The sequence below is a fragment of the Streptomyces yangpuensis genome (assembly GCF_024666385.1).
Classification (GTDB): domain Bacteria; phylum Actinomycetota; class Actinomycetes; order Streptomycetales; family Streptomycetaceae; genus Streptomyces; species Streptomyces yangpuensis.
The window spans coordinates 5,890,755-5,914,521 of sequence record NZ_CP102514.1 but is presented as its reverse complement, the minus strand read 5'-3'; the positions used below and the strand labels follow the sequence as shown (position 1 = coordinate 5,914,521).

21 protein-coding genes and 1 tRNA gene are annotated in these 23,767 nt (G+C 75.1%); 12 read left to right on the top strand and 10 right to left on the bottom strand.

Features of this window, described 5'->3' with window-relative positions:
* The first annotated feature begins 51 nt into the window (after nt 1-51).
* Both treY and NRK68_RS26935 read left to right on the top strand, forming a co-directional pair.
* The gene (treY, locus tag NRK68_RS26940; protein ID WP_257856997.1) at nt 52-2,325 is read left to right on the top strand and encodes a malto-oligosyltrehalose synthase; all 2,274 of its coding nucleotides are present in this window, start codon (nt 52-54) and stop codon (nt 2,323-2,325) included.
* A gap of 215 nt (nt 2,326-2,540) precedes the next feature.
* On the top strand, nt 2,541-3,995 hold the full coding sequence (locus NRK68_RS26935) for a M14 family zinc carboxypeptidase (RefSeq protein WP_183068525.1): 1,455 nt from the start codon (nt 2,541-2,543) through the stop codon (nt 3,993-3,995).
* Here the strand turns inward: NRK68_RS26935 and NRK68_RS26930 are convergent.
* Nucleotides 3,950-4,435, bottom strand: a complete 486-nt coding sequence (locus NRK68_RS26930; protein WP_183068524.1) for a GNAT family N-acetyltransferase — start codon at nt 4,433-4,435, stop codon at nt 3,950-3,952. The two genes, NRK68_RS26935 and NRK68_RS26930, sit on opposite strands and share 46 nt — an antisense overlap.
* 80 nt (nt 4,436-4,515) lie before the next feature.
* Nucleotides 4,516-5,079 (bottom strand): DUF1707 and FHA domain-containing protein, encoded by a 564-nt coding sequence (locus NRK68_RS26925; RefSeq protein ID WP_183068523.1) that lies wholly within the window; start codon nt 5,077-5,079, stop codon nt 4,516-4,518.
* A gap of 111 nt (nt 5,080-5,190) precedes the next feature.
* Here NRK68_RS26925 and treZ point away from each other — a divergent pair, with 111 nt between their 5' ends.
* On the top strand, nt 5,191-6,960 hold the full coding sequence (gene treZ, locus NRK68_RS26920; RefSeq protein ID WP_257856996.1) for a malto-oligosyltrehalose trehalohydrolase: 1,770 nt from the start codon (nt 5,191-5,193) through the stop codon (nt 6,958-6,960).
* A gap of 9 nt (nt 6,961-6,969) precedes the next feature.
* Here the strand turns inward: treZ and NRK68_RS26915 are convergent, their stop codons facing one another.
* Together NRK68_RS26915 and NRK68_RS26910 are read right to left on the bottom strand one after the other, a co-directional pair.
* The gene (locus NRK68_RS26915) at nt 6,970-8,109 is read right to left on the bottom strand and encodes an aminopeptidase P family protein (RefSeq protein WP_257856995.1); all 1,140 of its coding nucleotides are present in this window, start codon (nt 8,107-8,109) and stop codon (nt 6,970-6,972) included.
* The gene (locus NRK68_RS26910; protein ID WP_257856994.1) at nt 8,106-8,951 is read right to left on the bottom strand and encodes a LysR family transcriptional regulator; all 846 of its coding nucleotides are present in this window, start codon (nt 8,949-8,951) and stop codon (nt 8,106-8,108) included. Before NRK68_RS26910 ends, NRK68_RS26915 begins: the two co-directional genes overlap by 4 nt.
* A 77-nt stretch (nt 8,952-9,028) precedes the next feature.
* On the opposite strand from NRK68_RS26910, the gene NRK68_RS26905 reads away from it, so the two are divergent.
* Both NRK68_RS26905 and NRK68_RS26900 read left to right on the top strand, forming a co-directional pair.
* On the top strand, nt 9,029-9,922 hold the full coding sequence (locus tag NRK68_RS26905) for a CTP synthase C-terminal region-related (seleno)protein (RefSeq protein WP_257856993.1): 894 nt from the start codon (nt 9,029-9,031) through the stop codon (nt 9,920-9,922).
* A 74-nt stretch (nt 9,923-9,996) separates the two neighbouring features.
* Nucleotides 9,997-10,069, top strand: a tRNA-His gene (locus tag NRK68_RS26900).
* 69 nt (nt 10,070-10,138) lie between these two features.
* Here NRK68_RS26900 and NRK68_RS26895 read toward each other — a convergent pair.
* Complete coding sequence (locus NRK68_RS26895; protein WP_183068518.1) at nt 10,139-10,894, bottom strand: alpha/beta fold hydrolase; 756 nt, start codon at nt 10,892-10,894, stop codon at nt 10,139-10,141.
* 73 nt (nt 10,895-10,967) lie between these two features.
* On the opposite strand from NRK68_RS26895, the gene NRK68_RS26890 reads away from it, so the two are divergent.
* A complete protein-coding gene (locus NRK68_RS26890) occupies nt 10,968-11,474 on the top strand; it encodes a hypothetical protein (protein ID WP_257856992.1) in 507 nt (168 codons plus the stop codon).
* Nucleotides 11,471-11,680 (top strand): hypothetical protein, encoded by a 210-nt coding sequence (locus NRK68_RS26885; protein ID WP_257856991.1) that lies wholly within the window; start codon nt 11,471-11,473, stop codon nt 11,678-11,680. The genes NRK68_RS26890 and NRK68_RS26885 overlap by 4 nt, the downstream gene beginning before the upstream one ends.
* On the opposite strand, the gene NRK68_RS26880 is transcribed toward NRK68_RS26885, so the two are convergent.
* Complete coding sequence (locus tag NRK68_RS26880; protein WP_257856990.1) at nt 11,667-13,727, bottom strand: phosphocholine-specific phospholipase C; 2,061 nt, start codon at nt 13,725-13,727, stop codon at nt 11,667-11,669. The genes NRK68_RS26885 and NRK68_RS26880 overlap by 14 nt on opposite strands.
* 325 nt (nt 13,728-14,052) lie before the next feature.
* Here NRK68_RS26880 and NRK68_RS26875 point away from each other — a divergent pair, with 325 nt between their 5' ends.
* From NRK68_RS26875 to NRK68_RS26855, 5 genes are all read left to right on the top strand, one after another.
* The gene (locus NRK68_RS26875) at nt 14,053-15,075 is read left to right on the top strand and encodes a 3-oxoacyl-ACP synthase III family protein (protein ID WP_257856989.1); all 1,023 of its coding nucleotides are present in this window, start codon (nt 14,053-14,055) and stop codon (nt 15,073-15,075) included.
* Entirely contained in the window at nt 15,072-15,815 is a 744-nt protein-coding gene (locus tag NRK68_RS26870) for a glycosyltransferase family 2 protein (protein WP_183068514.1), read from the top strand. Before NRK68_RS26875 ends, NRK68_RS26870 begins: the two co-directional genes overlap by 4 nt.
* Nucleotides 15,815-17,296, top strand: coding sequence for an AMP-binding protein (locus NRK68_RS26865; protein WP_183068513.1), 1,482 nt, complete (start codon nt 15,815-15,817; stop codon nt 17,294-17,296). Before NRK68_RS26870 ends, NRK68_RS26865 begins: the two co-directional genes overlap by 1 nt.
* A 311-nt stretch (nt 17,297-17,607) precedes the next feature.
* Nucleotides 17,608-18,813, top strand: a complete 1,206-nt coding sequence (locus tag NRK68_RS26860; protein WP_257856988.1) for a cytochrome P450 family protein — start codon at nt 17,608-17,610, stop codon at nt 18,811-18,813.
* Complete coding sequence (locus NRK68_RS26855) at nt 18,810-19,769, top strand: NAD-dependent epimerase/dehydratase family protein (RefSeq protein WP_183068440.1); 960 nt, start codon at nt 18,810-18,812, stop codon at nt 19,767-19,769. Before NRK68_RS26860 ends, NRK68_RS26855 begins: the two co-directional genes overlap by 4 nt.
* On the opposite strand, the gene NRK68_RS26850 is transcribed toward NRK68_RS26855, so the two are convergent.
* From NRK68_RS26850 to NRK68_RS26835, 4 genes are read right to left on the bottom strand one after another with little or no spacing between them, the layout of a single operon-like run.
* Nucleotides 19,726-20,337, bottom strand: coding sequence for a GTP-binding protein (locus NRK68_RS26850; protein ID WP_183068439.1), 612 nt, complete (start codon nt 20,335-20,337; stop codon nt 19,726-19,728). The genes NRK68_RS26855 and NRK68_RS26850 overlap by 44 nt on opposite strands.
* Complete coding sequence (locus NRK68_RS26845) at nt 20,324-20,698, bottom strand: DUF742 domain-containing protein (protein WP_257856987.1); 375 nt, start codon at nt 20,696-20,698, stop codon at nt 20,324-20,326. Before NRK68_RS26845 ends, NRK68_RS26850 begins: the two co-directional genes overlap by 14 nt.
* A complete protein-coding gene (locus NRK68_RS26840) occupies nt 20,698-21,117 on the bottom strand; it encodes a roadblock/LC7 domain-containing protein (protein WP_030960438.1) in 420 nt (139 codons plus the stop codon). The genes NRK68_RS26845 and NRK68_RS26840 overlap by 1 nt, the downstream gene beginning before the upstream one ends.
* Entirely contained in the window at nt 21,114-23,474 is a 2,361-nt protein-coding gene (locus tag NRK68_RS26835) for a sensor histidine kinase (protein WP_257856986.1), read from the bottom strand. The genes NRK68_RS26840 and NRK68_RS26835 overlap by 4 nt, the downstream gene beginning before the upstream one ends.
* Between the last annotated feature and the right edge of the window lie 293 nt (nt 23,475-23,767).

Genomic DNA, 23,767 nt, shown 5'->3' with positions numbered 1-23,767 from the left:
GATGCATTGGGTCATGGCACGGAATCCGGCAGGTTGGGTACGTACGTTCTCATGAGCCAGCCGCACCCGACCCCCGCATCGGAATCCGATCTTCCGAAACCCGTCACCCCGGCGTCGACCTACCGCCTCCAACTGCGCCCGGAATTCCCCTTCGCGGCGGCCGAGGCGGCCGTGCCGTACCTCGCCTCGCTCGGCGTGTCGCACCTGCACCTCTCCCCCGTCCTGGAGGCGGCGCCCGGATCGGCCCACGGATACGACGTCACCGACCACTCGCGCGTACGGGCCGAGCTCGGCGGCGAGCCCGGACTGCGGGCCCTGGCCGCGACGGCCCGGGCGCACGGCCTCGGCCTGGTCCTCGACATCGTGCCCAACCACATGGCGGTACCGACGCCGCTGCGGCTCAACCGGCCGCTGTGGGAGGTGCTGCGGGACGGGCCCGGTTCGCCGTACGCGCGCTGGTTCGACATCGACTGGGAGGCCGGCGGCGGACAGCTGGTGCTTCCGCTGCTCCCGGGGCCGGCGGACTCCTGCGACCTGCGCGTCGAGGGCGGGGTGCTGCGCCACGGGGAGCAGGAGTTCCCGCTGCGGGAAGGGACCGGGGAGCTGGCCCTGCCGGAGCTGCTGGCCGCGCAGTGGTACCGGCCCACCTGGTGGCGGGAGACCGCGACCGCGCTCAACTACCGGCGTTTCTTCACCATTTCGGAGCTGATCGGGGTCCGGGTGGAGGAACCGGAGGTGTTCACGGCCACCCACGCGAAGGTGCTGGAGCTGGTCCGCGACGGCGTCGCGCAGGGGCTGCGGATCGACCACGTGGACGGCCTGGCCGACCCGGAGGAGTACCTGGGCCGGCTCCGGGCCGCGGCGGGCGACGGCTGCTGGGTGGTGGTGGAGAAGATCCTGGCCCGCCACGAGCGGCTGCCGGCCGGATGGCCGGTGGCGGGGACCACCGGGTACGACGCGCTGCACCGGGTCGACGGGGTGTTCACGGATCCCGCGGGCGCCGCGGAACTGGCGGCCCGGTACCGGGAGTCGACCGGGCTGCCGCAGTGGACGGAGACGGCCCGGGCCTGTGCGCGGGAGGTGCTGACCGGCGACCTGGCGGCCGAGCTGGGGGCGCTGGAGCGCCGGGCCGGCGCAGAACTGGCCTCGGCGGTACGCGAGTTGCTGATCGCCTTCCCCGTCTACCGGCCCTATCCCGGTGAGCCGGAGCTGCCGCCGCAGGCGCTGGAGCGGGCGGCCGGGCTGGCCGGTCCGGTCGCGGTGGCCGGGGTACGGGAGCTGCTGCTGCGGGACCCGGCGTTCGCGGCCCGGTTCGCCCAGACCTCGGCGGCCCTGCGGGCCAAGTCCCTGGAGGACCGGGCCTTCTACCGGTACGCGCCGCTGCTGTCGGCCACCGAGGTGGGCGGGGAGCCGGGGCGCCCCGCGGTGTCGCCCGAGGAGTTCCACGCGTACTGCGCCGCGCTGGCCCGGGACTGGCCCGGGACCGGCACGGTGCTGTCCACGCACGACACCAAGCGCAGCGCGGACGTCCGGGCCCGGATCTCGGCGCTGTCGCAGGCTCCGGAGCTGATGGACGTGGAGGACACCTCGCCGGACCCCCACCTGGCCTGGGTGGCCCGGCAGACCGCGCTGGGGCTCGGCCGGGCCCCCGAGGCGGTGCCGCGTCTGGCCGACGCGCTGCTCAAGGGGGCCCGCGAGGCGGCCCTGCACACCAGCTGGACCGACCGGAACGAGGAGTACGAGACGGGTGTACCCGGCTACGCCCCCGCCCCGCTCGACCTCCCGGCGGACCTCGCGGAGGCGGCCCGCGCCAACCTGCTCGGCATGGCGCTGCTGCACCTCGCGATGCCGGGGGTCCCGGAGGTGTACCAGGGCGCGGAGACCGAGTACCGGGCCCTGGTGGACCCGGACAACCGGCGCCCGGCGCACTTCCCGCGCGGCGCGCTGGCCCGGCTGGACGCCGGTGCCGCCCCGGACGGGCCGGCCGAGGAGAAGCTGGCCCTCACGGCGGCGCTGCTGCGGCTGCGCCGCGACCGGCCGGAGCTGTTCCGCGGCTACGCCCCCGTCGCGGCCCGCGGCCCGGCGGCCGGCCATCTGGTGGCCTTCACCCGGGCCGCGGGCCTGCTGGTGGCGGCCACCCGGCTGTCCCACCGGCTGGCGGCGTCGGGCGGCTGGCGCGGCACCCGGCTGGATCTGCCGCCCGGCACGTGGGCCCCTGCCCTCCCTTCCACCTCCGACGCGAAATCCCATGCCCAGTACAGCGGTTCGGTCGACGTGTCCACACTGCTGGCCGGCCGCCCGGTGGGGGTGTGGCTGTGCCGCTGACCCCCTGCGCCGGGCCCCGCCGGACGTCAGGGGGTGTGCGGCGGGCCACTCGCGTCCCGGCCGGCCGTAGATCCCGCCGGCCCGGGCCTCACCGGGACGGTGCGGCACAGCCTTGGCCAGGGGTTTCGCCGGATCTCGGGGGAACTGCGGGGCCCGTACAGCAGTAGGCGGCGGGCCCGGCGGGCATGGCATCCCTTGTGACTCTCCTCCGTGACATGTGCTACCCCACACCGCAGGAACTCGGGCTGGCCGCCCGCGCTCTGGCGGACGAACACCCCGCCGAGGTCCGGCTCCGCCAGGCCGGCACCTCCCGGTCCGGCCAGCCGATCTGGGTCCTGTCCGTAGCCCCGACCTCCCCGGCGGGCCCGGCCGGCACGCTCGTCCCGGGCGACGCGGACGGCCCGGCCGACGCGGACGACCCGGGCGGCGAGGACGGCCCGGCCGGCGGCGCGGACCCGGCGGAACGCCCGGGCGGCGGCGCGGACGGCCCGGACCCTGCGGACGGCGCGGACGGCCCCGGCGGGGGCGGGGGCGGCCGCAATGTCCTCGTCGTCGCCGGAGCGCACGCCAACGAGCCCGTCGGCGGGGCCACGGCGCTCTCGCTCGCCCGCCGGCTCCTGCGCGATCCGGCGCCGCGGGCCGGCTGCGGCTGGCACTTCCTGCTCTGTGCCGACCCGGACGGGGCGGACCTGCACCGCACACCCCGCCCGTACTCGCTGCTGGACTACCACCGGTACTTCTTCCGGCCGCCCGGGCCCGAACAGCCCGAGTGGGCGCCGTCGTTACTGCCCGCGGACCGGCTGCCGCCGGAAACCCTCGCGCTCCTCGCGCTCATCGACGAGCTGCGGCCCGTCCTCCAGGTCTCCCTGCACGCCACCGACCTCGGCGGTTCCTGGGTGCAGCTCACGCGCGACATACCGGGCCTCGCCGAGCCGTTCGCCAAGTCGGCCGCCGATCTGCGCATCCCGGTGGAGAACGGGGCCTCGGACGCCGCCGGCTGGCCCTCCCCCGGGCCCGGGATCTTCGTGATCCCGGAGCCGGGCAGCGAGGCCGCCGGAGCGTTCCACCCGGAGGACACCCGGCTGAGCACCTGGTACCACGCCCACCGCTACGACGGCACCACCGCGATCGTCGAAGTCCCCATGTGGGCCTCCGACCTGGTGGACGACCCGGCCCCGCACCCCGACCCGCGCGGCGCCCTGCGGATACTCGCCGGGCGGCTCACGGCGGACGCCGCGCTCGTCGCCGAGGCCCGGGAGCGCGCCCGGAGCCGGGACCGGCCGGGGCCGGCCGCGCACGAGGACCCGGCCGCGGCCCCGCTGCTGCGCGCGGTGGACTGGACGCTCGCGCTGATCCCCCGGATCGCCGTCGAGTGGACCGGACCCGGCGCCCCCGCGGAGGCCACGGCGGCGTACATCGCCAGCATCGACGCCTTCGGGCGCCGGCTGTCGCTGCGCGCGGCGGCGATGCTGCTGCGGGTCCTGCGGGCCGAGGGGCACCCGGCGGCGCCCGGCCTGGACCGGCTGGTCACCGGCTGGTGCGAGGAGTTCGCGGCCCGGTTCGGGGCCCGCTGGATCCCGGTGGCCACCCAGGTGGAGCACCAGTCCCGTACGGTCCTGGCCGCCTACGCGCGACTCGTGGCGGCCGGACCCTCCACGGGCAGGGTGTAGCGGAGCTTGGGGTTGGAGGCGGCACCGAGGCGGTCGTAGAAGCGGATCGCCCCCTCGTTCCAGTCGGGGGTCTGCCACTGGACCTGCTCCAGGCCCAGCTCGCGGGCCAGCTCGCGCACGCCGTCCATCAGGGCGGCGCCCAGGCCCTGGCCGCGGGCGGCCGCGGCCAGGTAGAGGCAGTCCATGTGCAGGTGGTCGCGCGCGTCCCAGAAGGCGAACTCGGCGGAGCAGGCGGCGTACCCGGCGACGACCCCGTCGGCGTTCTCGGCGAGCAGCACCCACAGCCGGGCGTCCTCGGTGAAGAGCCGCGGGCCGAGCCGCCCGGCGAGGTCCGCGGGGCGGGGGTCCGACTTCTCGTACGCGACGTGCTCGTGGATGAGCTCGACCAGCCGGGGCAGGTCCCCGACCCGGGCGCGGCGGATGACAGGCAGGTGTTCCATACCGCCATCCTGCGCGGTCCCTGCCGCGATCCGGGTGGCGGGGGCCGCCGCGCAGCCCACCGGGCCGTACGGTGGTGCGGTCAACTCGCCGAGAGGCGGAAGGTCATGTTGCCGAAGGCGACCTGGTCGCCGTCGCGGACGACCGCGGAGCCCGTCACGCGGCGGCCGTTGACGCTGGTGCCGTTGGTGGAGCCGAGGTCCTTGAGCACCCACACCCCGTCGCGCAGGCTCAGTTCCGCGTGCACCCGGGAGACGGTCTCGTGGCTGAGGCGCAGCCCGTTGGCGGGGTCGCGGCCGATCCGCAGGGCCGCGGCGCTGGGGTGCGGCAGCAGCAGCTTGGGCAGCCGCTCGGCGTTCCAGGCGCGCCGGACACCCGCGGAGACCGCCGAGACGCGGCCGACCCAGCCGAACAGCTTGCGGGTCCAGGGGCTTTCGGCGGCCTCCCGGGACTGGAGGTCCGCGGTGAGGACCGCGAGGTCCTCGGAACGGCGGGCCACCAGGGCGAGTTCCATGCGGCGCAGGAAGGTGTCGTGGGACAGCTTGCCGAGGGCCGCGCCCTCCCTGAGCTGGCCCAGCGCACGGTCTCGCTCGGCGTCCGACAGCCGCGGCGCGGGGAAGGCAGGAAGTTCGAAACTCGACGTCACAGGGTGATTGTCGGCCCGTCGGGGGCAGAGTGTCCAGAACACCCGCGCCACCCCCGTAATGATGGGCACGATGAGCATGCTGGACACCGCCGACAGACGAGGGGGCCGCCCGTGCGGTTCGAGGTGTGGGCACCGCTGACGGACCGGGTCGCCCTGCGACTCGACGACGCGACGTACGACATGGCACGCGATCCGGACCGGGACGGCTGGTGGACGGTGCAGGCCCCGGCCGGGGACGGCAGCCGCTACGGCTTCCTGCTCGACGGGGAAACCGTCCCGCGACCCGACCCGCGCGGCCGGCGGCTCCCGGACGGTCCCGACGGGCTGTCCGCCGTCGTCGACCTCGACGCCCTCGCCCCGCAGTCCGCCCCGCAGTCCGCCGGGTCCGCCCCGTCGCCGCGCATCCCGCTCCAGGACGCGGTCCTGTACGAGCTCCACATCGGCACCTTCACCCCCGAGGGCACCTTCGACGCCGCCGCGGCCCGCCTCGGCCACCTCGTCGCCCTCGGGGTCACACACGTGGAGCTGATGCCGGTGTGCTCCTTCTCCGGCCGGCACGGCTGGGGGTACGACGGGGTCGCGCCCTGGTCCGTGCACGAGCCGTACGGCGGCCCGGCCGGCCTGGCCCGCTTCACGACGGCCGCGCACGCGGCCGGGCTGGGCGTGGTCCTCGACGTCGTGCACAACCACCTCGGCCCCTCAGGCAACCACCTGCCCGCCTTCGGCCCGTACTTCACCGACACCCACCACACCCCGTGGGGTGCCGCGGTGAACCTGGACGCGCCGGGCTCCGACGAGGTCCGCGCGTATCTCATCGGCAGCGCGCTCGCCTGGCTGCGCGACTACGGCATCGACGGGCTGCGGCTCGACGCCGTCCACGCCCTGGCCGACGGGCGGGCGCTGACCTTCCTGGAGGAACTGTCCGCGGCCGTCGACGCGCTCGCCGCCGAGAGCGGCCGGCCGCTGTTCCTGATCGCCGAGTCCGACCGGTGCGACCCGCGCACCACCACCCCGCGCGCCGCCGGTGGTCCGGGGCTGCAGGCCCAGTGGAACGACGACTTCCACCACGCCCTGCACTGCGCGCTGACCGGCGAATCCCAGGCGTACTACGCCGACTTCGCCGAGGCCCCGCTGGCCGCCCTGGCCAAGACCCTGACCCGGGTGTTCTTCCACGACGGGACCTGGTCGTCCTTCCGGGGCCGCACGCACGGCCGCCCGGTGGACCACCGCCGGACCCCTGCCCACCGGTTCGTCGGCTACTCCCAGACCCACGACCAGATCGGCAACCGGGCGCTCGGCGACCGGCTCTCGGCCTCCCTCTCCCCCGGGCTGCTGTCCTGCGCGGCGGCGGTGACGCTGACCGGGCCCTTCGTCCCGATGCTGTTCATGGGCGAGGAGTGGGGCGCGCGCACCCCCTGGCAGTACTTCACCGACCACCCCGATCCGGAGCTCGCCGAGGCGGTGCGGTCCGGCCGGCGCCGGGAGTTCGCGGCGCACGGCTGGAAGGCCGAGGAGATCCCCGATCCGCAGGACCCGGCCACCCGGGACCGTTCCTGCCTGAACTGGTCGGAGCCCGAACAGCCGGTCCACGCCCGCCTGCTGGACTGGTACCGCACCCTGGTCGCGCTCCGCCGCACCCACCCGGACCTGCGGGACCCGGACCTGGCGGCGGTCCGGGTCGCCCATGACGAGGAGCGGCGCTGGCTCACCTTCCGGCGGGGCGACGTACGGGTGGCCGTGAACCTGTCCGCCGAGCCGGTGACGATCGCGCTGGGCCGCAACAGGGTACGGGTGCTGGCGTCCTGGGAGCCGCTCGAACGCCCCGGGCCGGACGGGAGGATCCACCTGCCGGGAGAGTCGGCGGTGGTCCTCGGGCTCTGAGCGCGGGGTCTACTCGACGACGGCGAGTTCGCGTGGGGCGTGGTTGAGGCGGCGTCCGCCGTCCTCGGTGACGGTCACGATGTCCTCGATGCGGACGCCGAAGCGGCCCGGCACATACACGCCGGGCTCCACGGAGAAGCACATGCCGGGCACCAGGGGCTGTTCCTCGCCCTCGACCATGTACGGGGGTTCGTGGGTGGTGACGCCGATGCCGTGGCCGGTGCGGTGGATGAAGCGGTCGCCGTAGCCGAACTCGGTGATCACGGCCCGGGCCGCCCGGTCCACCTCCTGGCAGGCGATGCCGGGCCGGACCGCCGCCACGCCCGCCTGCTGGGCCTCGCGCACGATGTCGTGGACGCGCTGCTCCTCGGCGGTGGGCTCGCCGACGTGCACCGTACGGGAGATGTCGGAGCCGTAGCCGAAGCGCAGGCCGCCGAAGTCGAGGACGACCATGTCGCCGTGACGGATGACGCGGTCGCCGGCCTCGTGGTGCGGGTTCGCGCCGTTGGGGCCGGAGCCGACGACGGTGAAGTCGACCTGTGAGTGTCCGTGCGTGCGCAGCAGGGCGGCCAGGTCGGCGGCGACGTCGCTCTCGCGGCGGCCGGCGAAGGGGAGGTGGAGGATCTGCGCGTAGGCGGCGTCCGCGGCGGCTCCCGCCGCGGCGAGGCGCTCCAGCTCCCGCGGGTCCTTCACGGCGCGGAGCATCGGCAGGCAGTCGGTGAGCGCCGCGTAGGAGGTGTTCGGCAACTCCCTCTGAAGGCCGAGGAGATGCAGGGACCAGGTGTTGTCGCTGACGCCGAAGCGGCCGCGGAAGTCCAGCAGGGGCGCGGTCACCGCGTACGGGTCCTTCCCGTCGGCCCAGTCCCGCAGGGTCAGCGCGCCCGCCCCGGGGGCGGAGGCCGCGTCGGGAGCCTCCAGGGCGGGCACGATCAGCACCGGGTCCTGGCCGGCGGCCAGCACGAGGAGGGTCAGCCGCTCGGTCTCGGCGGTGGGGCGGTATCCGGTGAGGTGGGTGAGGTCGGGGCCGGGGGCGATCAGCAGTCCGGCGAGCCCCGCGTCGGCGGCGCTCCGCGCGGCCGAGGCCATACGGGCGGCGTAGTCGGCCGCGGTGAAGGGGGCGGGGCCGGCGGCGTCGATGTCATCCGTCATACGGGGGATCCTGCCGTGAGCCGTGCCGCGAGGGCGGCGGCCGCGCCGGTCGGGGTGCCGGGCGAGAGCAGTTCCGTACGGTGCACCAGGCGCGGGCCGGACAGCGGTACGGCGACGCCCGCGCCGGCGGCCTCGGCGACACGGCGCGGCAGGAGCGCGAGGCCGTGCCCGGCGGCGGCCAGGGCGCAGAGGGCGAGCAGGTCGGTGCCCTCGTAGCGGACGGCGGCACGGGCGGCGGTGAGCGGCAGGCCGACGCCGGGGGCGTCGATCCAGCGGGCGTCGGCGAGGTCGTCCAGCCGGACGGCGGCCCGGCCGGCGAAGGGGTGTCCGTCGGGCAGGAGCACGGCCAGCTCCTCCTCCCCCACCCCGGTCACGGTGAGCGGCGCCACGTCGGGCAGCCGCAGCGGGTCGCTGGGGGCGGCCGGGCCGTCGACCAGTCCGAGGTCGCAACCGCCGGTGGCCACGGCGGCGGGCACCTCGGCCGGGGGCAGCACGCGCAGGGTGACGCCGGTGGCGGGCAGGGCCGCGAGCAGCCGCGGGCCGACGGCGAGCGGGGACACGGCGAGGGTGACGCGCCCGGGCGGGGCGGCGGCCAGCCGCAGTACGTCGGCCCGCGCGGCGTCGAGCCGCAGCAGGAGCGGTCCGGCGTGCTCCAGGAGCCGCTCCCCGGCCGGGGTCGGTGCGACGGGCCGGCGGGTGAGGAGCTCCGCCCGCAGGTCCCCTTCCAGCGCGGCGATGTGCTGGGAGACGGCGGACTGGGTGTAGCCCAGCTCGCGGGCGGCGCCGGAGAAGGAGGAGAGCCGGGCCACGGTGACGAAGGTGCGGAGCAGGTGCGGATCCATGGCCATCAGGATCACTTATCGCAGGTGCGCGAACAATCGTTGGCGCTGAAGCGGGCGGCGGCCCCAGGATGATCCGCATGACCACCGCACGCACGGCTCCCACGGCTCCATCGGCTCCCACAGCAGGCACGGCAGGCTCGGCAGGCACCGCTCACACGGCAGACACGGCTCACGCGGCGCGTACCGCCGACGCCTCGGGGGTGGCGCGGATCGCCCTCGTCGGCGACCGCTCCCCCCACGTGATGTCCCACACCCGGATCCCGCTTCTCCTCGACGCCCTCGCCGCCCGCGACGGGCTCGTCCTGGACGCCTGCTGGATCCCCACCGGCGACGCCGCGGCCGAGGCCGCCGCCGGGACCCTGGCCCGCTTCGACGCCGTGTGGGTGCTGCCGGGCAGTCCGTACGCCAGCGAGGCGGGGGCGCTGGCGGCGATCCGGGTGGCCCGTGAGGAGGGCATCCCCTTCCTCGGGACGTGCGGCGGCTTCCAGCACACGCTGCTGGAGTACGCCCGGTCGGTGTGCGGGCTGGACGATGTCGCGCACGCCGAGAACGACCCCGGGGCGCGGGACCTGCTGATCGCCCCGCTCGCCTGCTCGCTCGTCGGCCACGAGGGCCTCGTACGGGCCGAGCCCGGGTCGCTCGCCGAGGCCGCGCTCGGCGCGGAGCGGTCGATGGAGCGCTACCACTGCAACTACGGGCCGGCTCCCCGGCACCTGCCGGCCCTCACCGCGCACGGGCTGCGGCTGTCGGGGCACGACGAGGACGGGCAGGCGCGCATCGCGGAGCTGCCCGGGCACCCGTTCTTCCTGGCCACGCTCTTCCAGCCGGAGCTCCAGGGGGACACGGCGCGGCCCCATCCGATCATCAGGGCCCTCGCCGCGGCGGCCGCCCGGCACGCCGCCGGCCGCCGCCGGAACGGGGTCGGGGCCGGGCTCGCCGCCACCCCGGCCGCGAGCCGGTCGGCCGGATAACGCGTCGCAGGACCACCCCGCAGATCGGCTATGCTGTGCTTGCACATCGAACGGGCGGTCCGCCGCCCTTCGTGGTGGGTGTAGCTCAGTTGGTAGAGCACCTGGTTGTGGTCCAGGTGGCCGCGGGTTCAAGTCCCGTCACTCACCCTGATCCCCCTGGGGTACGAGGTCTCCTCGTACCCCAGGGGTTTTTTCGTCACCGCGCCGCTGGTCGCGCTAGTCGCGGAGGAAGGCCTCCACCTCCGTGGCGAAGGCCACCGGGGTCTCGTGCGGCGGGTAGTGCCCCGCGCCGGCGAGGGTCACGATCCGGCAGTTCGGGTACCAGGCCTGCCATGTGGCCCTCATCACGTCGGCGGTGAGCGCCAGGTCGTACTCACCGACCAGCACGAGCACCGGGACGGTGTTCCCCTTCACCGCGGCGGACAGGTCGAGGGACTGCCAGCTGGCGAGGTAAGCGGCGAAGGCCTCCGGCCGGGAGACCTCCAGGGAGTGGTCGACCATCCGGTCGAGCCAGTGGCGGCTCGCCCGGTTGCCGGTGACGAGGTCGAGGATGAGGCGCCGGTTCCCGGGGCTCTCGGCGGCGCCGAAGAACAGCTCGTGGGTGGCGTCGTCCATCTCGTAGGGCGCGGCCGGCACGGGAGCCAGCCCGATCAGCTTCTCGATCCGCTCGGGGGTGCGGACGAGGACCTGCTGGGCGGCCTTGCCGCCCATGGAGTGGCCGAGCAGGGAGAAGGTGTCCCAGCCCAGCTCGTCGGCGAGTTCGAGGACGTCGTCGGCGATCTCGGCGAGGGTGTGGCGGCCGGGGACGTCCCGGCGTTCGCCGTAACCGCGGTAGTCGAGGAAGGCGTAACTGAACCCTTCGGGGTCCAGGTGGTCCAGCACGGAGCCCCAGTTGGCGGAGGTGCCGAACCAGTCGTGCAGCACGATGACGCGGACGGGTCCGGTGCCGATCCGGCGGTGGGCGATGGCCATGCGTTCTCCCTCGGTGACGGGTGTGGTGACAGCCGACGCCGTACGTCATGCCCAACGCGCCTACCATCACACCGTGAGGCCGACATCGCGCACGGACCGGCTGGTCATGGGGGACTTCTCGCGGCCGGACGGGGCCCGGCACCCCCATCACCCGCGGAGCTACGAGATCACCGACCCCGCCGAGGCCGCCGAGGTCCGGGCCGTCCGTGAACTCGGCCGCAGGCTCGCCGCCGAGGCCGGCGAGTACCTGTTCGACTGCTCGTGCGGGGACGACGACGGGACCCGCCACCCCACGCCCGAGTCGGGGCGGCTGCTGGACCCGTTGTCCCCCGAGGGCATCCCGGCCCGCCACCGGGCCCGCTGGGCGGCCGCGGCGCCCGGCGCGCTGCGGGAGTACGCCGAGGCCCTGGCCTCGGGCACCGAGGAGCCCGCGCCGCCGGCCGGGGTGCCGCTGAGCGTGGCCTTCGGCTGGCTGGGCGCCGTACGGCAGGAGCCGCGCGACGCGGCGTGGCTGCTCGCCGAACGGGCCCCGATGCGGCTGCTGGCGGGGGCGCGACCGCGGAACTGGCCTGGGCGGTGAGGGAGTCCGACCGTGCCGGGCTGGAGGGCGCGGTGCGGTTCTTCGCGGGCGAGGAGTTCACCACCCGCCACCCGAAGCGGCGCCGGGTCCCGGACACCGCCCGGGACCTGCTGCTCCGGCACGCCCGCAGCCACCGTCCCGCGGACCTGGCGGTCCTGGAACGGCGGCTGCTGCGCGCACCGGAGGACCGGATCAGGCGGTCCTGATCGCGGGGTCGGAAACGCCCGGAGCGCCGGTCTCCACATGGCCGGCGAAGCGCCGCAGGAAGGTGGAGTCGAGGTCGGAGACCACCTTGACGTCGTACCAGCGGCCCGTCGCGCCCAGGTCCACGGTGTGGGTGGCCGTGCCGCCGGCCGCGACGCGGAAGGTCTGGGCGGCGCCGCCGTAGGCGTTGGTCACCGTGAGGTTGACGGCGGCCGTGCCGGTGTTGGTCATCGTCAGGGCCAGGTTGCCGGTGGCGGTGACGTGGCGGGCGGTGACCTCGGGGCCCGCCTTCTTCGCCGGGCCCTTCCAGGTGCGCAGGAAGCCGTTGGGGCCCCACACCGTCAGGTTGACCTGGTTGCCGGTGGAGCTGCTGGTGGACCAGGTGTCCGAGAGGGTCTTGCCCGCCTCGACGGTGTAGGGCCAGGGGCCGTCCGTGCGGTTGCCCGAGGTGCTGTGGAAGTGGGCGCCCAGGGTCGGACCGGAGGCGAAGGTGAGGGTGAACCTGCCGGTGGAGACGGTGCGGGCGCCGTCCACATACGGGACGTAGCCGAGCGCGCGGGTCGGCTTGGACCCGGCCTCCTGCGGGGGCAGGGCTCCGGTGGCGGGCGGCGTCGGGTGGTAGGACGGGTGGCGGTCCTTGTCCGGCGGGACGTACGCGGCCGTGGAGGGCAGCGCGGCGGGGGCGGCGTCGGCCCGGGTGAAGTCGAAGGCCGAGGTCAGGTCGCCGCAGACGGCGCGGCGCCACGGGGAGATGTTCGGTTCGTGCACCCCGAAGCGCTTCTCCATGAAGCGGATCACCGAGGTGTGGTCGAAGGTCTCGGAGCAGACGTAGCCGCCCTTGCTCCACGGGGAGACCACGATCATCGGGACGCGCGGGCCGAGGCCGTACGGTCCGGCCGCGTAACCGCCGCCGCCCGCGTACAGGTCGCCCTTGACGTCGGCCGTGGACAGGCCCCAGGCGGAGGACGCCGGCGGGTACGGCGGGACCACGTGGTCGAAGAAGCCGTCGTTCTCGTCGTAGGTGATGAACAGGGCGGTCTTCGCCCACACCGCCGGGTTCGCCGTGAGGGCGTCCAGGACCTTGGAGATGTACCAGGCGCCGAAGTTCGTCGGCCAGTTGGAGTGCTCGCTGAACGCCTCGGGGGCGGCGATCCAGGAGACCTGGGGCAGCGTGCCGTCCACCACGTCGGCGCGCAGCCGGTCGAAGTAGCCGTCGCCCGCCTTGACGTTCGTGCCGGTGCGGGCCTTCTCGTACAGGGGGCTGCCCGGCTGGGCGCTCCGGTAGCTGTTGAAGTACAGCAGGGAGTTGTCGCCGTAGTTGCCGCGGAAGGCGTCGTTGATCCAGCCCCAGGATCCGGCGGCGTTCAGGCCGTCGCCGATGTCCTGGTAGACCTTCCAGGAGATCCCGGCGGACTCCAGTCGCTCGGGGTAGGTCTTCCATCCGTAGCCGAGTTCCTGGTTGCCCAGGACCGGGCCGCCGCCCACGCCGTCGTTGCCGGTGTAGCCCGTCCACATGTAGTAGCGGTTCGGGTCCGTGGCGCCGATGAAGGAGCAGTGGTAGGCGTCGCACACCGTGAAGGCGTCGGCGAGGGCGTAGTGGAACGGGATGTCGTTCCGTGTCATGTACGACATGGTGGTGGCCGTCTTGGCCGGGATCCACTTGTCGTACTTGCCGTTGTTGTAGGCCTGGTGGCCGCCGGCCCAGTCGTGGTTGAGCCCTTCCAGGAACTGCATCCCGAGGTCCTCGATCTGCGGGTGGAAGGGCAGGATGTCCTTCGTCCCGTTCGACTGGTGGAAGACCGGCTTGCCGTTGTCCTGGAGGACCGGCCGCGGGTCGCCGAAGCCCCGGACCCCCTTCATCGCGCCGAAGTAGTGGTCGAAGGACCGGTTCTCCTGCATGAGGACGACGATGTGCTCGATGTCCTGGATCGTTCCGGTGGTGCCCTGGGCGGAGATGGCGGCGGCCCGCGCGATGCTGTCGTTCAGCATGGCGACGGCGGCCGTGCCGCCGGCTATCTGCAGGAACCTGCGACGGTTGAGTTCTGCCATGGGGTGACGACCTCTGGGGGTGAGGGGGGAGTCGAGGGGCGCCCCAAGGACAGCGGTCCCGGGGTACCGGACGGGGGTGTCTTCGTGACACCGCGCCGTACACCTGGGGAACGGAAGGCGTTCCGGTGCGGCCCGCGGGCCCGGTCGCCCGCCGCTGCCGCGCCGCTGGGAGGGTACGGCGCACCACACGCCCCACACCAGGAGACGGGAACGGGCCACTTGGCCGGAACGCGGCGTTCCTACTCATCCGGGCCGCGCACCGGACCCCGGCGAACTGAGCATCCGTACTCAGGCCCGGACGCACCCGCCTTGCCATCGTGGGGACATGTTCATCGAGCCGTGTGACCCGCCGCGCAGCGCCGGGCCGACCGCCGTCGGCAGCTTCCTGCCCGACGAGGCACTCTCCTCGGAGGCCCTCCAGGCGGAGGTGGCGCGCCGCAGTGGCCTGACGCTGCCGCCGAGGCTGCTGACGCAGGCCACCGGGATCGTCTCCCGCCGTGTCGCGGGCGAGGGCGTGTACGCCTCCACGCTCGCCGTGGGCGCCGCCCGCCGGGCACTGGAATCCGCCTCCCTCTCCCCGCTCGACATCGACCTGCTGCTCTTCGCGTCCGCCTCCCGCGACATGGTCGAGCCCGCGACCGCGCACATCGTGCAGGCGGAACTGGGCTCGCGGGCCCACGCCCTGGACGTCACCAACGCCTGCAACAGCTTCGTGAACGGCATCGACCTCGCCCGGTCCATGATCCTCGCGGGCCGGGCCCGGCGGGCCCTGGTGGTCACCGGTGAGACCCCCAGCCGCGCAGTGCGCAAGGACCCGTCCTCACTCGCGGAGCTGCGCGACGGGTTCGCCGGCTACACCTTCGGCGACGCGGGCGCGGCCGTCGTGGTGGAGGCCGTGGACCGGGGCGGCATCCTCCACGTGGACACCGAGACCCACTCGGAGCACTGGGAGGTCGGCGGCATACCCGGCGGCGGTTCGCGGCACCCGCGCGGGGACGCGTACACCTACTTCCGCGGTGACGGGCACGAACTGCGCGGCGTCTTCGAGAAGGTGGGCACCGCCGTCATCGACCGGACGCTGCACCGCACGGGGATGGGCTGGGACGACTTCGCCAAGGTCCTCGTCCACCAGGTGACGGTCCCCTACCTGGAGCGGTTCGCCGAACTGACCGGGGTGCCCGCCGGCAAGCTGGTGGTGACGGTGCCGGAGCTCGGCAACATCGCGAGCGCGAGCATCGGCGTACAGCTGGACCGCGTCTTCCCCCAACTGGCTCCGGGCGAACGGGTGCTGTTCGTCGGCCTGGGCGGCGGCATCAGCATCATGACAATGGTCTGGGAGAAGTCATGAGCCGTCTGTGGGTCGTGGTGCCCGCGCACGAGGAGGAGGCCCGGCTCGCGGACACCCTGCGGGCGCTCGCCGCGCAGCGCGACCGGGACTTCACCCTCCTCGTCGTCGACAACGCCTCGGCGGACGGCACCGGGGCCGTCGCCCGGGAGTTCGCGGCGTCCGCGCCCTTCCCGGTGGAGGTGATCGAGGAACCCGAGAAGGGGGTCGGCTCCGCCGTGGACACCGGCTTCCGGTACGCGATCGGCCGCGGCGCGGCCCTCCTCGCCCGGACCGACGCCGACTGCCTGCCCCGGCCCGGCTGGACGGGCGCCGCGCGGACCGCGCTCACCCGCCGCCCCGGGCTCGTGTGCGGGCGGATCACGGCCCGCCGCGACGAGCACGGCCCGCTGGGCCGGGCCGGGTTCGGAGTGCTGGTGGCGCTCGCGGCGCTGTTCGGCCGGCTGCGGCCGCGGCACGCCCGCCGCCACGGCTACCGGGCGCCGTACCGCATGCACGCCGGGAACAACATGGCGATCACCGCAGAGCTGTACCTGGCCGTCGGCGGGATGCCGCGGCGCCCCTCGCCGACCGACCGCCTCTTCCTCAACGCCGTACGCCGCCACACCGACCGGATCGTCCACTGCCGGGAGATGGTCGTGGAGAACTCGACACGGCGCCTGCGGGCCTACGGGCTCGCCGGCACCGCCCGCTGGTACCTGGACCAGGGCAGCGGGAAGCACGGAACGGACGACCCCCGCTGATGCTGGACCGACTCGACCACGCCCTGCGCACCACCCGCCCCGAACGGCCCGCCGTGCTCACCGCGAGCCGTACCGGGGCGTCCCGGGTGCGCGCCACCCGCGGCGAACTCGCCGAACTGGCGGACGCGTTCGCCGCCGCCCTGCACGCGCGCGGGCTGCGCGCCGGGGACACCGTCGGGGTCGCGGTGCGCCCGGGCCCGCGGGCCCTCGCCGTCCTGCTCGCGCTGTGGCGGCTCGGGCTGCGCGGGGCCGTCCTGGATCCGGGCGCCGGGCCCGACGTCCTGCGCGCCCGCCTCGCGCTGGCGCGGCCCGCGCTGGTGCTGGCCGACGCCGCCGCGCAGGCGGTGGCGGGCTGGGCCCGGCCGCTGGCCCGCCGGGCCGGGCTCGCGCTGCCCGGGCTGGCCGGTCTCGGGCCGGTGGCCACGGTCGGGCCCCGGCTCCCGGGGTGCGCGCCCGCGCTGGACCTGGGGGCGCCCCGGGTGGGTGTGCCGGCCCGGGCCGCCGTGGACGGCGCCGCCGACGCGGTGATCGTGTTCACCTCCGGGACCACCTCCCGGCCGCGGGCCGTGGTGCACACGCGGGCGAGCCTGTCGGCCGGCATGGCCACGGTCTCCTCCCTGTTCGACGCCCCCGGGGACGAGCCGGTGCTCGGCGGCACCTTCTTCGTCCTCGTGCCCGCACTGACCCGGGGCGCCCCCGTGGCCCTGCCCGCCGCCGGCACACGTCTGCTGACACGGCAGTTGGCGGGACTGCGGCCCTGCGACACCTATCTGACCCCGCCGCGGCTGCGGGACGCGCTGGGGGCCGGCGCCCGCTTCCACGGCCGGGTGTGGACGGGGTCGGCGCCGGCCGGCGCCGGACTGCTGGAACGCGTACGCGCCGCGGGCGCGGCCGAGGCCTGGGGCGTGTACGCGCTCACCGAGCTGTTCCCCGCCGCGGCGGTCGAGTCCCGCGAGAAGTCCGCCTTCGACGCGGCCGGTGACCTGGTCGGGACCCCGCTGCCGGGCGTACGGGCCGAACTTGACGAGGCGGGACAGCTGCTGCTGGCGGGGCCGGCGGCCCGCCACCGCTACCTCGGGGAGGAGCCCGACCCGTGGGTGCGTACGGGCGACCGGGCGCGGCTGGACGCCACGGGCCGCATCGTCCTGGAGGGCCGGTGCAAGGACATGGTGCTGCGCCGGGCCGAGAACATCTACCCCGGCCTGTACGAGCCGGCCCTGCACGTGCCGGGGGTGGAGCTGGCCGTGCTCGTCGGGATCCCGGCGGACGACGGCGACGAACGCCTCGTCGCCGTCGTACAGCCGCAGCGCGGCGCGGACGAACCGGCCCTGCGCGCGGCCCTGTCGGAACCGGTCTCCCGCATGGGCACCGCCCGCCCGGACGAGGTGCTCCTGGCCCGGATCCCGCTGTCGGGCCGCTCGCGCAAACCGGACCGCGCGGCGACGGCAGCCCTCGCGGCACGACGCCTGGCCCGGACATGACGCCGGGGCCGGGCGTGGCCCGCGTCCGGTGGAAGCGCGGTGCAGGCCCGGCGTGGCCCGGTACAAGCCCGGTGCGGGGCCGGGGCCGGGAGTGGCCCGGTACGAGCCCCGGCGGGGGCGCGGTGCGGGCCTGGCACTGGCCCTGGCCCTGGCGGGCCGTAACGGCAGCGGCCCCATCCCGGCCGGGGACTCCGCCGCCGGGCCGAATCCTGGCCGCCGGACCGGAACCGCGGCGCGGGGCCGCTGCCGACCTTCCGCCCCCGCAGTCCCTGTCTTTCCCCCGCCCACCCGTCCCAGGAGGTACGTCCTCGATGAATTCCACGTCCCATGCCCGGGCGCGGCGCCGCGACCGCCGGGTGTACCTGGGCGGGCACCCCTTGCTGTTCGGGCTGCTCGCCGCGACGCGCGGACGGCCCGTCCGCCGGATCGGCGGCACCCTGCTGGTGCACGGGGCCGAGGCCTACCGGGAGGCCCTGACCCGGCTGCCCCTTGACCGGACGGCGGCCGGCACCACGGGCGGCGCGGCGCGCTCCGCGCTGGCGGGCGACGGCGGCGTGCTCTTCGATCAGGAGGGCGGCGGGCACCGGGCCGGCCGGCGGGACCTCGCGGCAGGCCTCGGCGCGGCCGGCGTGGAGGAGCTGCGGGCGCGGTGGCAGCCCCTGCTCGCGGCCCGCCTCGCGCCGCTCGCCGCGGGCCGGGAGGTGGACCTCGTCGAGCTGGCCCGGGAGCTGTCCGGGACGGTGGTGTGCGCCCTGCTGGGCTCCGGCGCCGACCCGTGCGAGGTCGCGCGGGCGGCCGCCGAGGCCGCGGCCGCCTCCGTACGCAGCCACCTGCCCGGCCCGCGCCGCCCCCGCGCGGAGGCCGCCGCAGTCCGGGCCGCCGCCCGGCTGCGGGACCTGCTGGCCACGCCGGGGGCACCGGCCGGTGGGCCCGTCGGCCCTCAGGACGGCTCGGTGGCGTCCCGTGCGCGCGCCGGCGAGGCGGCGGAGAACGGCGGTGCGGCGGACCGGCCGGGCCCCGCCGACGGCGCGCCGGCCGCGATGCTGGCGGTGGCCGCCGTGAACACCACCGTGGCCGCGCTGCCGCGGGCGGTGGCCTGGTGCGCCGACGCCGGGCTGTGGGACCAGGCCACCGACGAGGCGCTGCGCCCGGCGCTGGCGGCCGAGTTGCTGCGGGTCACGGCGGCCTCGCCGCTGCTGCCGCGCGTGGCCGCCGCGGACGGCACGGTCGGCGGCTGTCCGGTGCGGGGCGGCGACCGGCTGCTGCTGGTCGCCCGGCACGCGGCGGACGCGCACCGCCGCGACCCGGATGCCCGTCGGCCCGCGGAACCGGCGCTCTCCCGGCTGGTGTTCGGGGTGGGGGCGCACGCGTGCCCCGGAGCCCGGCTGGCGTCCGTCCAGCTGGCCGACGTACTGGCGGCGCTGGCCCCGTACCGGCCGGTGGTGACACGGGCCCGGGTGGACCGGGGTGCGGCGCTGCCGGGCTGGCGGACGCTGTGCGTACGGGCGGCGTCATGATCGCGGTCACGGGCGCGAGCGGCTTCTGCGGCGGGCACGTGGCGCGCGCCGCAGCCGCGGCCGGTGCGCGCGTGGTGGGCCTGGGGCGCAGGCCGGGCCCGGTGGGCGAGCACCGGTTCTGGGACGCGGCCTCCGGCGACCCGGACCTCACCGGGGTGGACATCGTCGTGCACTGCGCGGCGGCGGTCGGCGACCCCTCCCCCGGTTCCGCGGCGGAGGCCCTCATGCACGAGGTCAACGTCGTCGGCACCGAGCGGCTGATGCGGGCCGCCGCGGGCCGGCCGGTGGTGTGGGTGAGCAGCGCCAGTGTCTACGACCCGCGGCTCGACCGCTCGCTGGTCGGCGAGGACCATCGGCGCGCCGGCCAGCTGAACGCCTACGGCCGTACGAAGGCGGCGGGCGAGGCCCTGGCGCTGGCCGCCGGGGCGGTGGTGCTGCGCCCGCGGGCCGTGTACGGGCCGGGCGACACCACGCTGCTGCCCCGGCTGCTGTCCCGGGTCCGCGCGGGCACCCTGCTGCTGCCGGGCCCGGACGTGCGGCTGAGCCTGACGGCCGTGGAGAACCTGGCGGAGGCCTGCCTCGCGGCCGCGGCCTGGCCGCCGGGGGCGTACAACGTCGCCGACGGCGAGCCGTACGAACGTGACGCCGCGGTCCGCTCGGTGCTGGACGCGCACGGCGTCCGGGCCCGCATCCGGCACCTGCCCCTGCGGCTGGCCCGGACGGCGGCCCGGGTGGCGGAGGCCCTGCCGACCGCCGAACCGGCCCTCAGCCGCTACGCGGTGGACCAGCTGGCCCACCCGGTGGTCCTGGACCTGACCCGCGCCCGCTCCCGGGGCTGGGCCCCCCACCGCACCCTGGCGGACCACCTGGCGGACGTCGTGCCGGGCGGGGACGAGGGCGGGGGCCGGGTGGTCAGCCGGGGACGGCCGTGGGGGGATGCTCGGCGCGGTCGATGAGGACGTCGAGGAGCGCGAGCAGGGACGCGCGGACGTCCGTGCGGGAGCGGGCGTCGAGCATCAGGACGGGGGTGTCCGGGTCGCGCAGGTGCAGGGCCGCCGCGATCTCCTCGGCGGTGTAGGGCTGTTCGCCGTGGAAGCAGTTCGCGCCGACGACGAAGGGCAGGCCGCGGCTCTCGAAGAAGTCGACAGCCGGGAAGCTGCGGTCGAGGCGCCGCGTGTCGACCAGCACGATCGCCCCGAGGGCGCCGTTCAGGAGGTCGTCCCACATGAACCAGAAGCGTTCCTGGCCCGGTGTGCCGAACAGGTAGAGGACGACTCCGGCGTCGGTGAGGGTGATCCGGCCGAAGTCCATCGCCACGGTGGTGAGGGTCTTGGACTCGATGCCCGCGAGGTCGTCGACGCCGACGCCCGCGGCCGTCAGCCGCTCCTCCGTCCGCAGCGGCTCGATCTCGGAGATCGTCTCCACCAGGGTGGTCTTGCCGACCCCGAATCCACCGGCGATGAGGATCTTGACCGGGTCCGGTTCCCCGGAGTCGGGCGGGGCGGGCGTGTCATATCCGGGCAAGGTTGTCCCTGATTCTCATGAGCAGGTTGACGTCGGTGGTGTCGGAAGCCGCCAGCGGCGGCCGGTGGGTGACCAGCCCGCGTTCGGCGAGTTCGCCGAGGAGCAGCGTCATCGGGGTGAGGCGGATGTTCATCCGCGCCGCTATCTCCGCGACCGCCCGCCCGCCCGGCGGCGCGCACATGACGAGGATCTCCTGCCACTCGGTGGGCAGCGCCCCGTGCGCGTCGCCGGCGACCGCCGCCGTGATGGTGGTGTCCATGGTCAGGACGGTGTGCGCAGCGGCCGTACGGCCGTCGGTGAGGGCGTACAGCCGCGTACGGCGACGGCTTGCGGGCTGCGGCTGCGACTCGTCCTGCGGCATTACTGGTTCGGTACCTGGCCGCGCTCGGGGGTGCCCAGCCATTCGCCGAGCGCCTGCGCGGTACGGACGGCCTCGCCGCCGAGCTCGCCGAGGCGCGCCTTGCGGGAGGTCACCACGATGAGGGTGCTGCCCTCGCCGCAGCCGACGATGCAGAGGTACCTGTCGTCCATCTCGACGAGCTGGCGGATGACGCGGCCGCCGTCGATCTCGCGGGATATCGCCTTCATCGTGGAGGCGATACCGGAGGCGGCGGCCGCCATGCGCTCGGCCTGGGGCTGGTCCAGCAGGTAGGCGCTGAGCCGGATGCCGTCGTTGGACAGCAGCACGGCTCCCTGGATGCCGGCGATTCTGCTCAGGTTGTTGTCGAGGACGCTGTAGATCGCGTCGTTGGATGCTGCGGTGTTCGATGAGGTGGTCATGGCTGATCCCGTCGGAGCTCTTCTTCCACTGTCTGGGTCCCCTGTTCGTAGTCCGCCCAGGCGTCGGCGACCTCTTCGGGTGTCGCGGTGTCCTGGGGAACCCGTGTTTCCGGCACGCGGGGCGCGCGCAGTTGGTCGGCTATGTGGGTCTGCGGGACCCGCTCGGGGAGGGCCGGCCGCGTGGGGGCGGCCGCCGGGGCCGGCCGGGCCGCGGGTACGGCGGCGGCCGCGCGCCGGGGCGCCTTGGTACGCCGGCTGGGCAGTCCGGCACTGGTGTGCACGACCGGCTCGGGCTCGGCGTCCGGCTCGGGCTCGGCGTCCGGCTCGGTGTCCGGCTCGCGCTCGGTGTCCGGCTCGGTGTCCGGCTCGCGCTCGGTGTCCGGCTCGGTGTCCGGCTCGCGCTCCCGTTCGGGCTTCGCGGCGGCGGCCGGCTCGGCGGCCGGGGCCGGGAGCGCGGGTTCGCGGCGGGCCGGCTCGCGCGGGGTCTCCCCCTCGGTCGGCAGCAGCAGCTCGGCCGGCAGGACCACCACCGCGCAGGTGCCCCCGTACACGGAGCGGCGCAGGGTGACCGTGGCGCCGAGCTGGTCGGCGAGGTGACCCACGACGAAGAGGCCGAGGCGGTGCGCGTTCTGTGCGAGCACCGAGTACGGCGGGGCCTGGTGCAGGCGCCCGTTCATCTCCTCGTACCGCTCGGGGCTCACCCGCGGCCCGCGGTCCTCGATCTCGACGGTCAGCCCGTCCGCGACCAGTTCGGCCCGGATGACCACCTTGGACTTCGGCGGGGAGAACCGGGTGGCGTTGTCGAGCAGCTCGGCCAGCAGGTGGCTGATCTGGCTGATGACGCTGGGCTCCACGCTGGTCTCGTCGAGGGCCTGGCGCTCGATGCGCCGGAAGTCCTCGACCTCGGCGGCGGCTTCGCGCAGCAGGTCGGCGACGCGCATGGGCTCGGTGTGCGGGTCGGGAACCTCGCCGCCCGCGAGGATGAGGAGGTTCTCGATCTGGCGTCGCATGCCGACCGTCAGCTGGTCGGACCGCATCAACTGGGCGAGCAGAGCCTCGTCGTGGCCGAAGGTGTCCTGGAGGTCCTCGGTGAGACTGAGCTGGCGGCTGACGAGGTTCCCGGTGCGCGAGGCGATACCCGAGGCGAACAGGCCGAAGCCGTGGCGTTCGGCGGCCAGCCGGCGGTGTCCGTCGACCGAGACGGAGACGGCCCGGGCGAACGCGTCGCTGATGCGCCCGACCTCGTCCCGGTCGCCGGTGACGGACGGCAGGGCCTGGGGGTCCACGGTCTGTCCGCGCTCCAGCCGTGCGACGACGTCGGGGAGGGTCTCCTCGGCCACGGTGACCGTGCGTTCGTGCAGTTCGCGCAGGCGGCGCAGGACGGACCGGGTGGTGAACACGACCACGACGACGACGGCCAGCAGCCCGCCGCCGCTCCCGGCTATCAGCCAGGCGACCTCGGCCTGCAGTTCCGCGGCCTTGGCCTCGCCGCGGGCGAGCACCGAGCGCGCCAGGTCGATGTTGAGGGTGGTCATCTGCACGGAGAAATTGGCGTGCGCGGACTTCCAGCCGCCGACCTCGGCGGGCACCTTGATGCCGGCGACGGTGTCCTTGTGCCCGGAGAGGACCGCGTTCTCGATGCGCGTCTTCGCCTGCCAGTCCTCGGAGCCGACGACCCGTTCGTAGAACCGCTCGTCCCGCTCCGTCAGGTGCGGGACGATCAGCGCCTCGTGGAGGTAGCGCTGGGCGCCCAGGGAGCTGACGAACTGGTCGTAGCCGACGAAGCTGAGTTCCCCGGACGGTCCGGCGAGGGCCAGGACGGTGTCCTCACGGGCCACCATCTCGGTGGCCTGGAGCATCGACACGACGGGGCGGCTCGCCTGGGCGAGTTCGGCGTCCTCCGCGTGGCTGAACTCCTGCTGGTAGACCTGGATGACCTTGCCGATCACATCGGAGTAGTAGGCCAGGGTGCTGTCGGCGCCGCCGCTGCGGGTGTCGGCGCGCTGGCGGTACGCGGGCAGTCGGTCGAGCTGCCGGGTCACCTCGGTGAAGGACCTCGACGGATCGTCCGCGAGGCGGCGGAACTCGGCGGCGGCCGTGTCCGTGGCGGCGCGCCGTATGCGCAGTTCGGCCTCGGCCCCGTCGGTGCCCGCCCACTGGGCCGCGGTCGCCGTCCGCTCCTCCTGCATGTCGACCAGCAGCGTGTAGAGCGGTGCGCCGACCCGCTCGGCGGCCTCCACGTCGGCCCGCAGCCGCGCCGACTGCTCCAGCAACCGTTCGGCGGTCACCGCGACTTGGGTGCCCATCGCCACGGTGGGAACCACGGCCAGCCAGATCAGGAGGGTGCGCAGGCGCACATTGCGCCACCGACGCGTCGTCGACTGCCCTCTTACGCCTTCGGGTTCTATGGGAGACATCGGTCCTCGGGGGCGGGAGCGGCGGGGGACGTCAGGGGTGGCCGAACGGCCGGACCGGGCACGGAACTGCGGAGGGGACGACCACAACGGGTGTGGTCGTGACGGGATGTGAGGGGCCGATCATAACCAGACAGACGGAAGAAACGGATAGGTGTCTTCACAGGCCGAACGTGCTATCTCTGTGGGATCGCCCCAGGCCGGAGACCGGATCGCAATCGAACCGCGACGTCCCC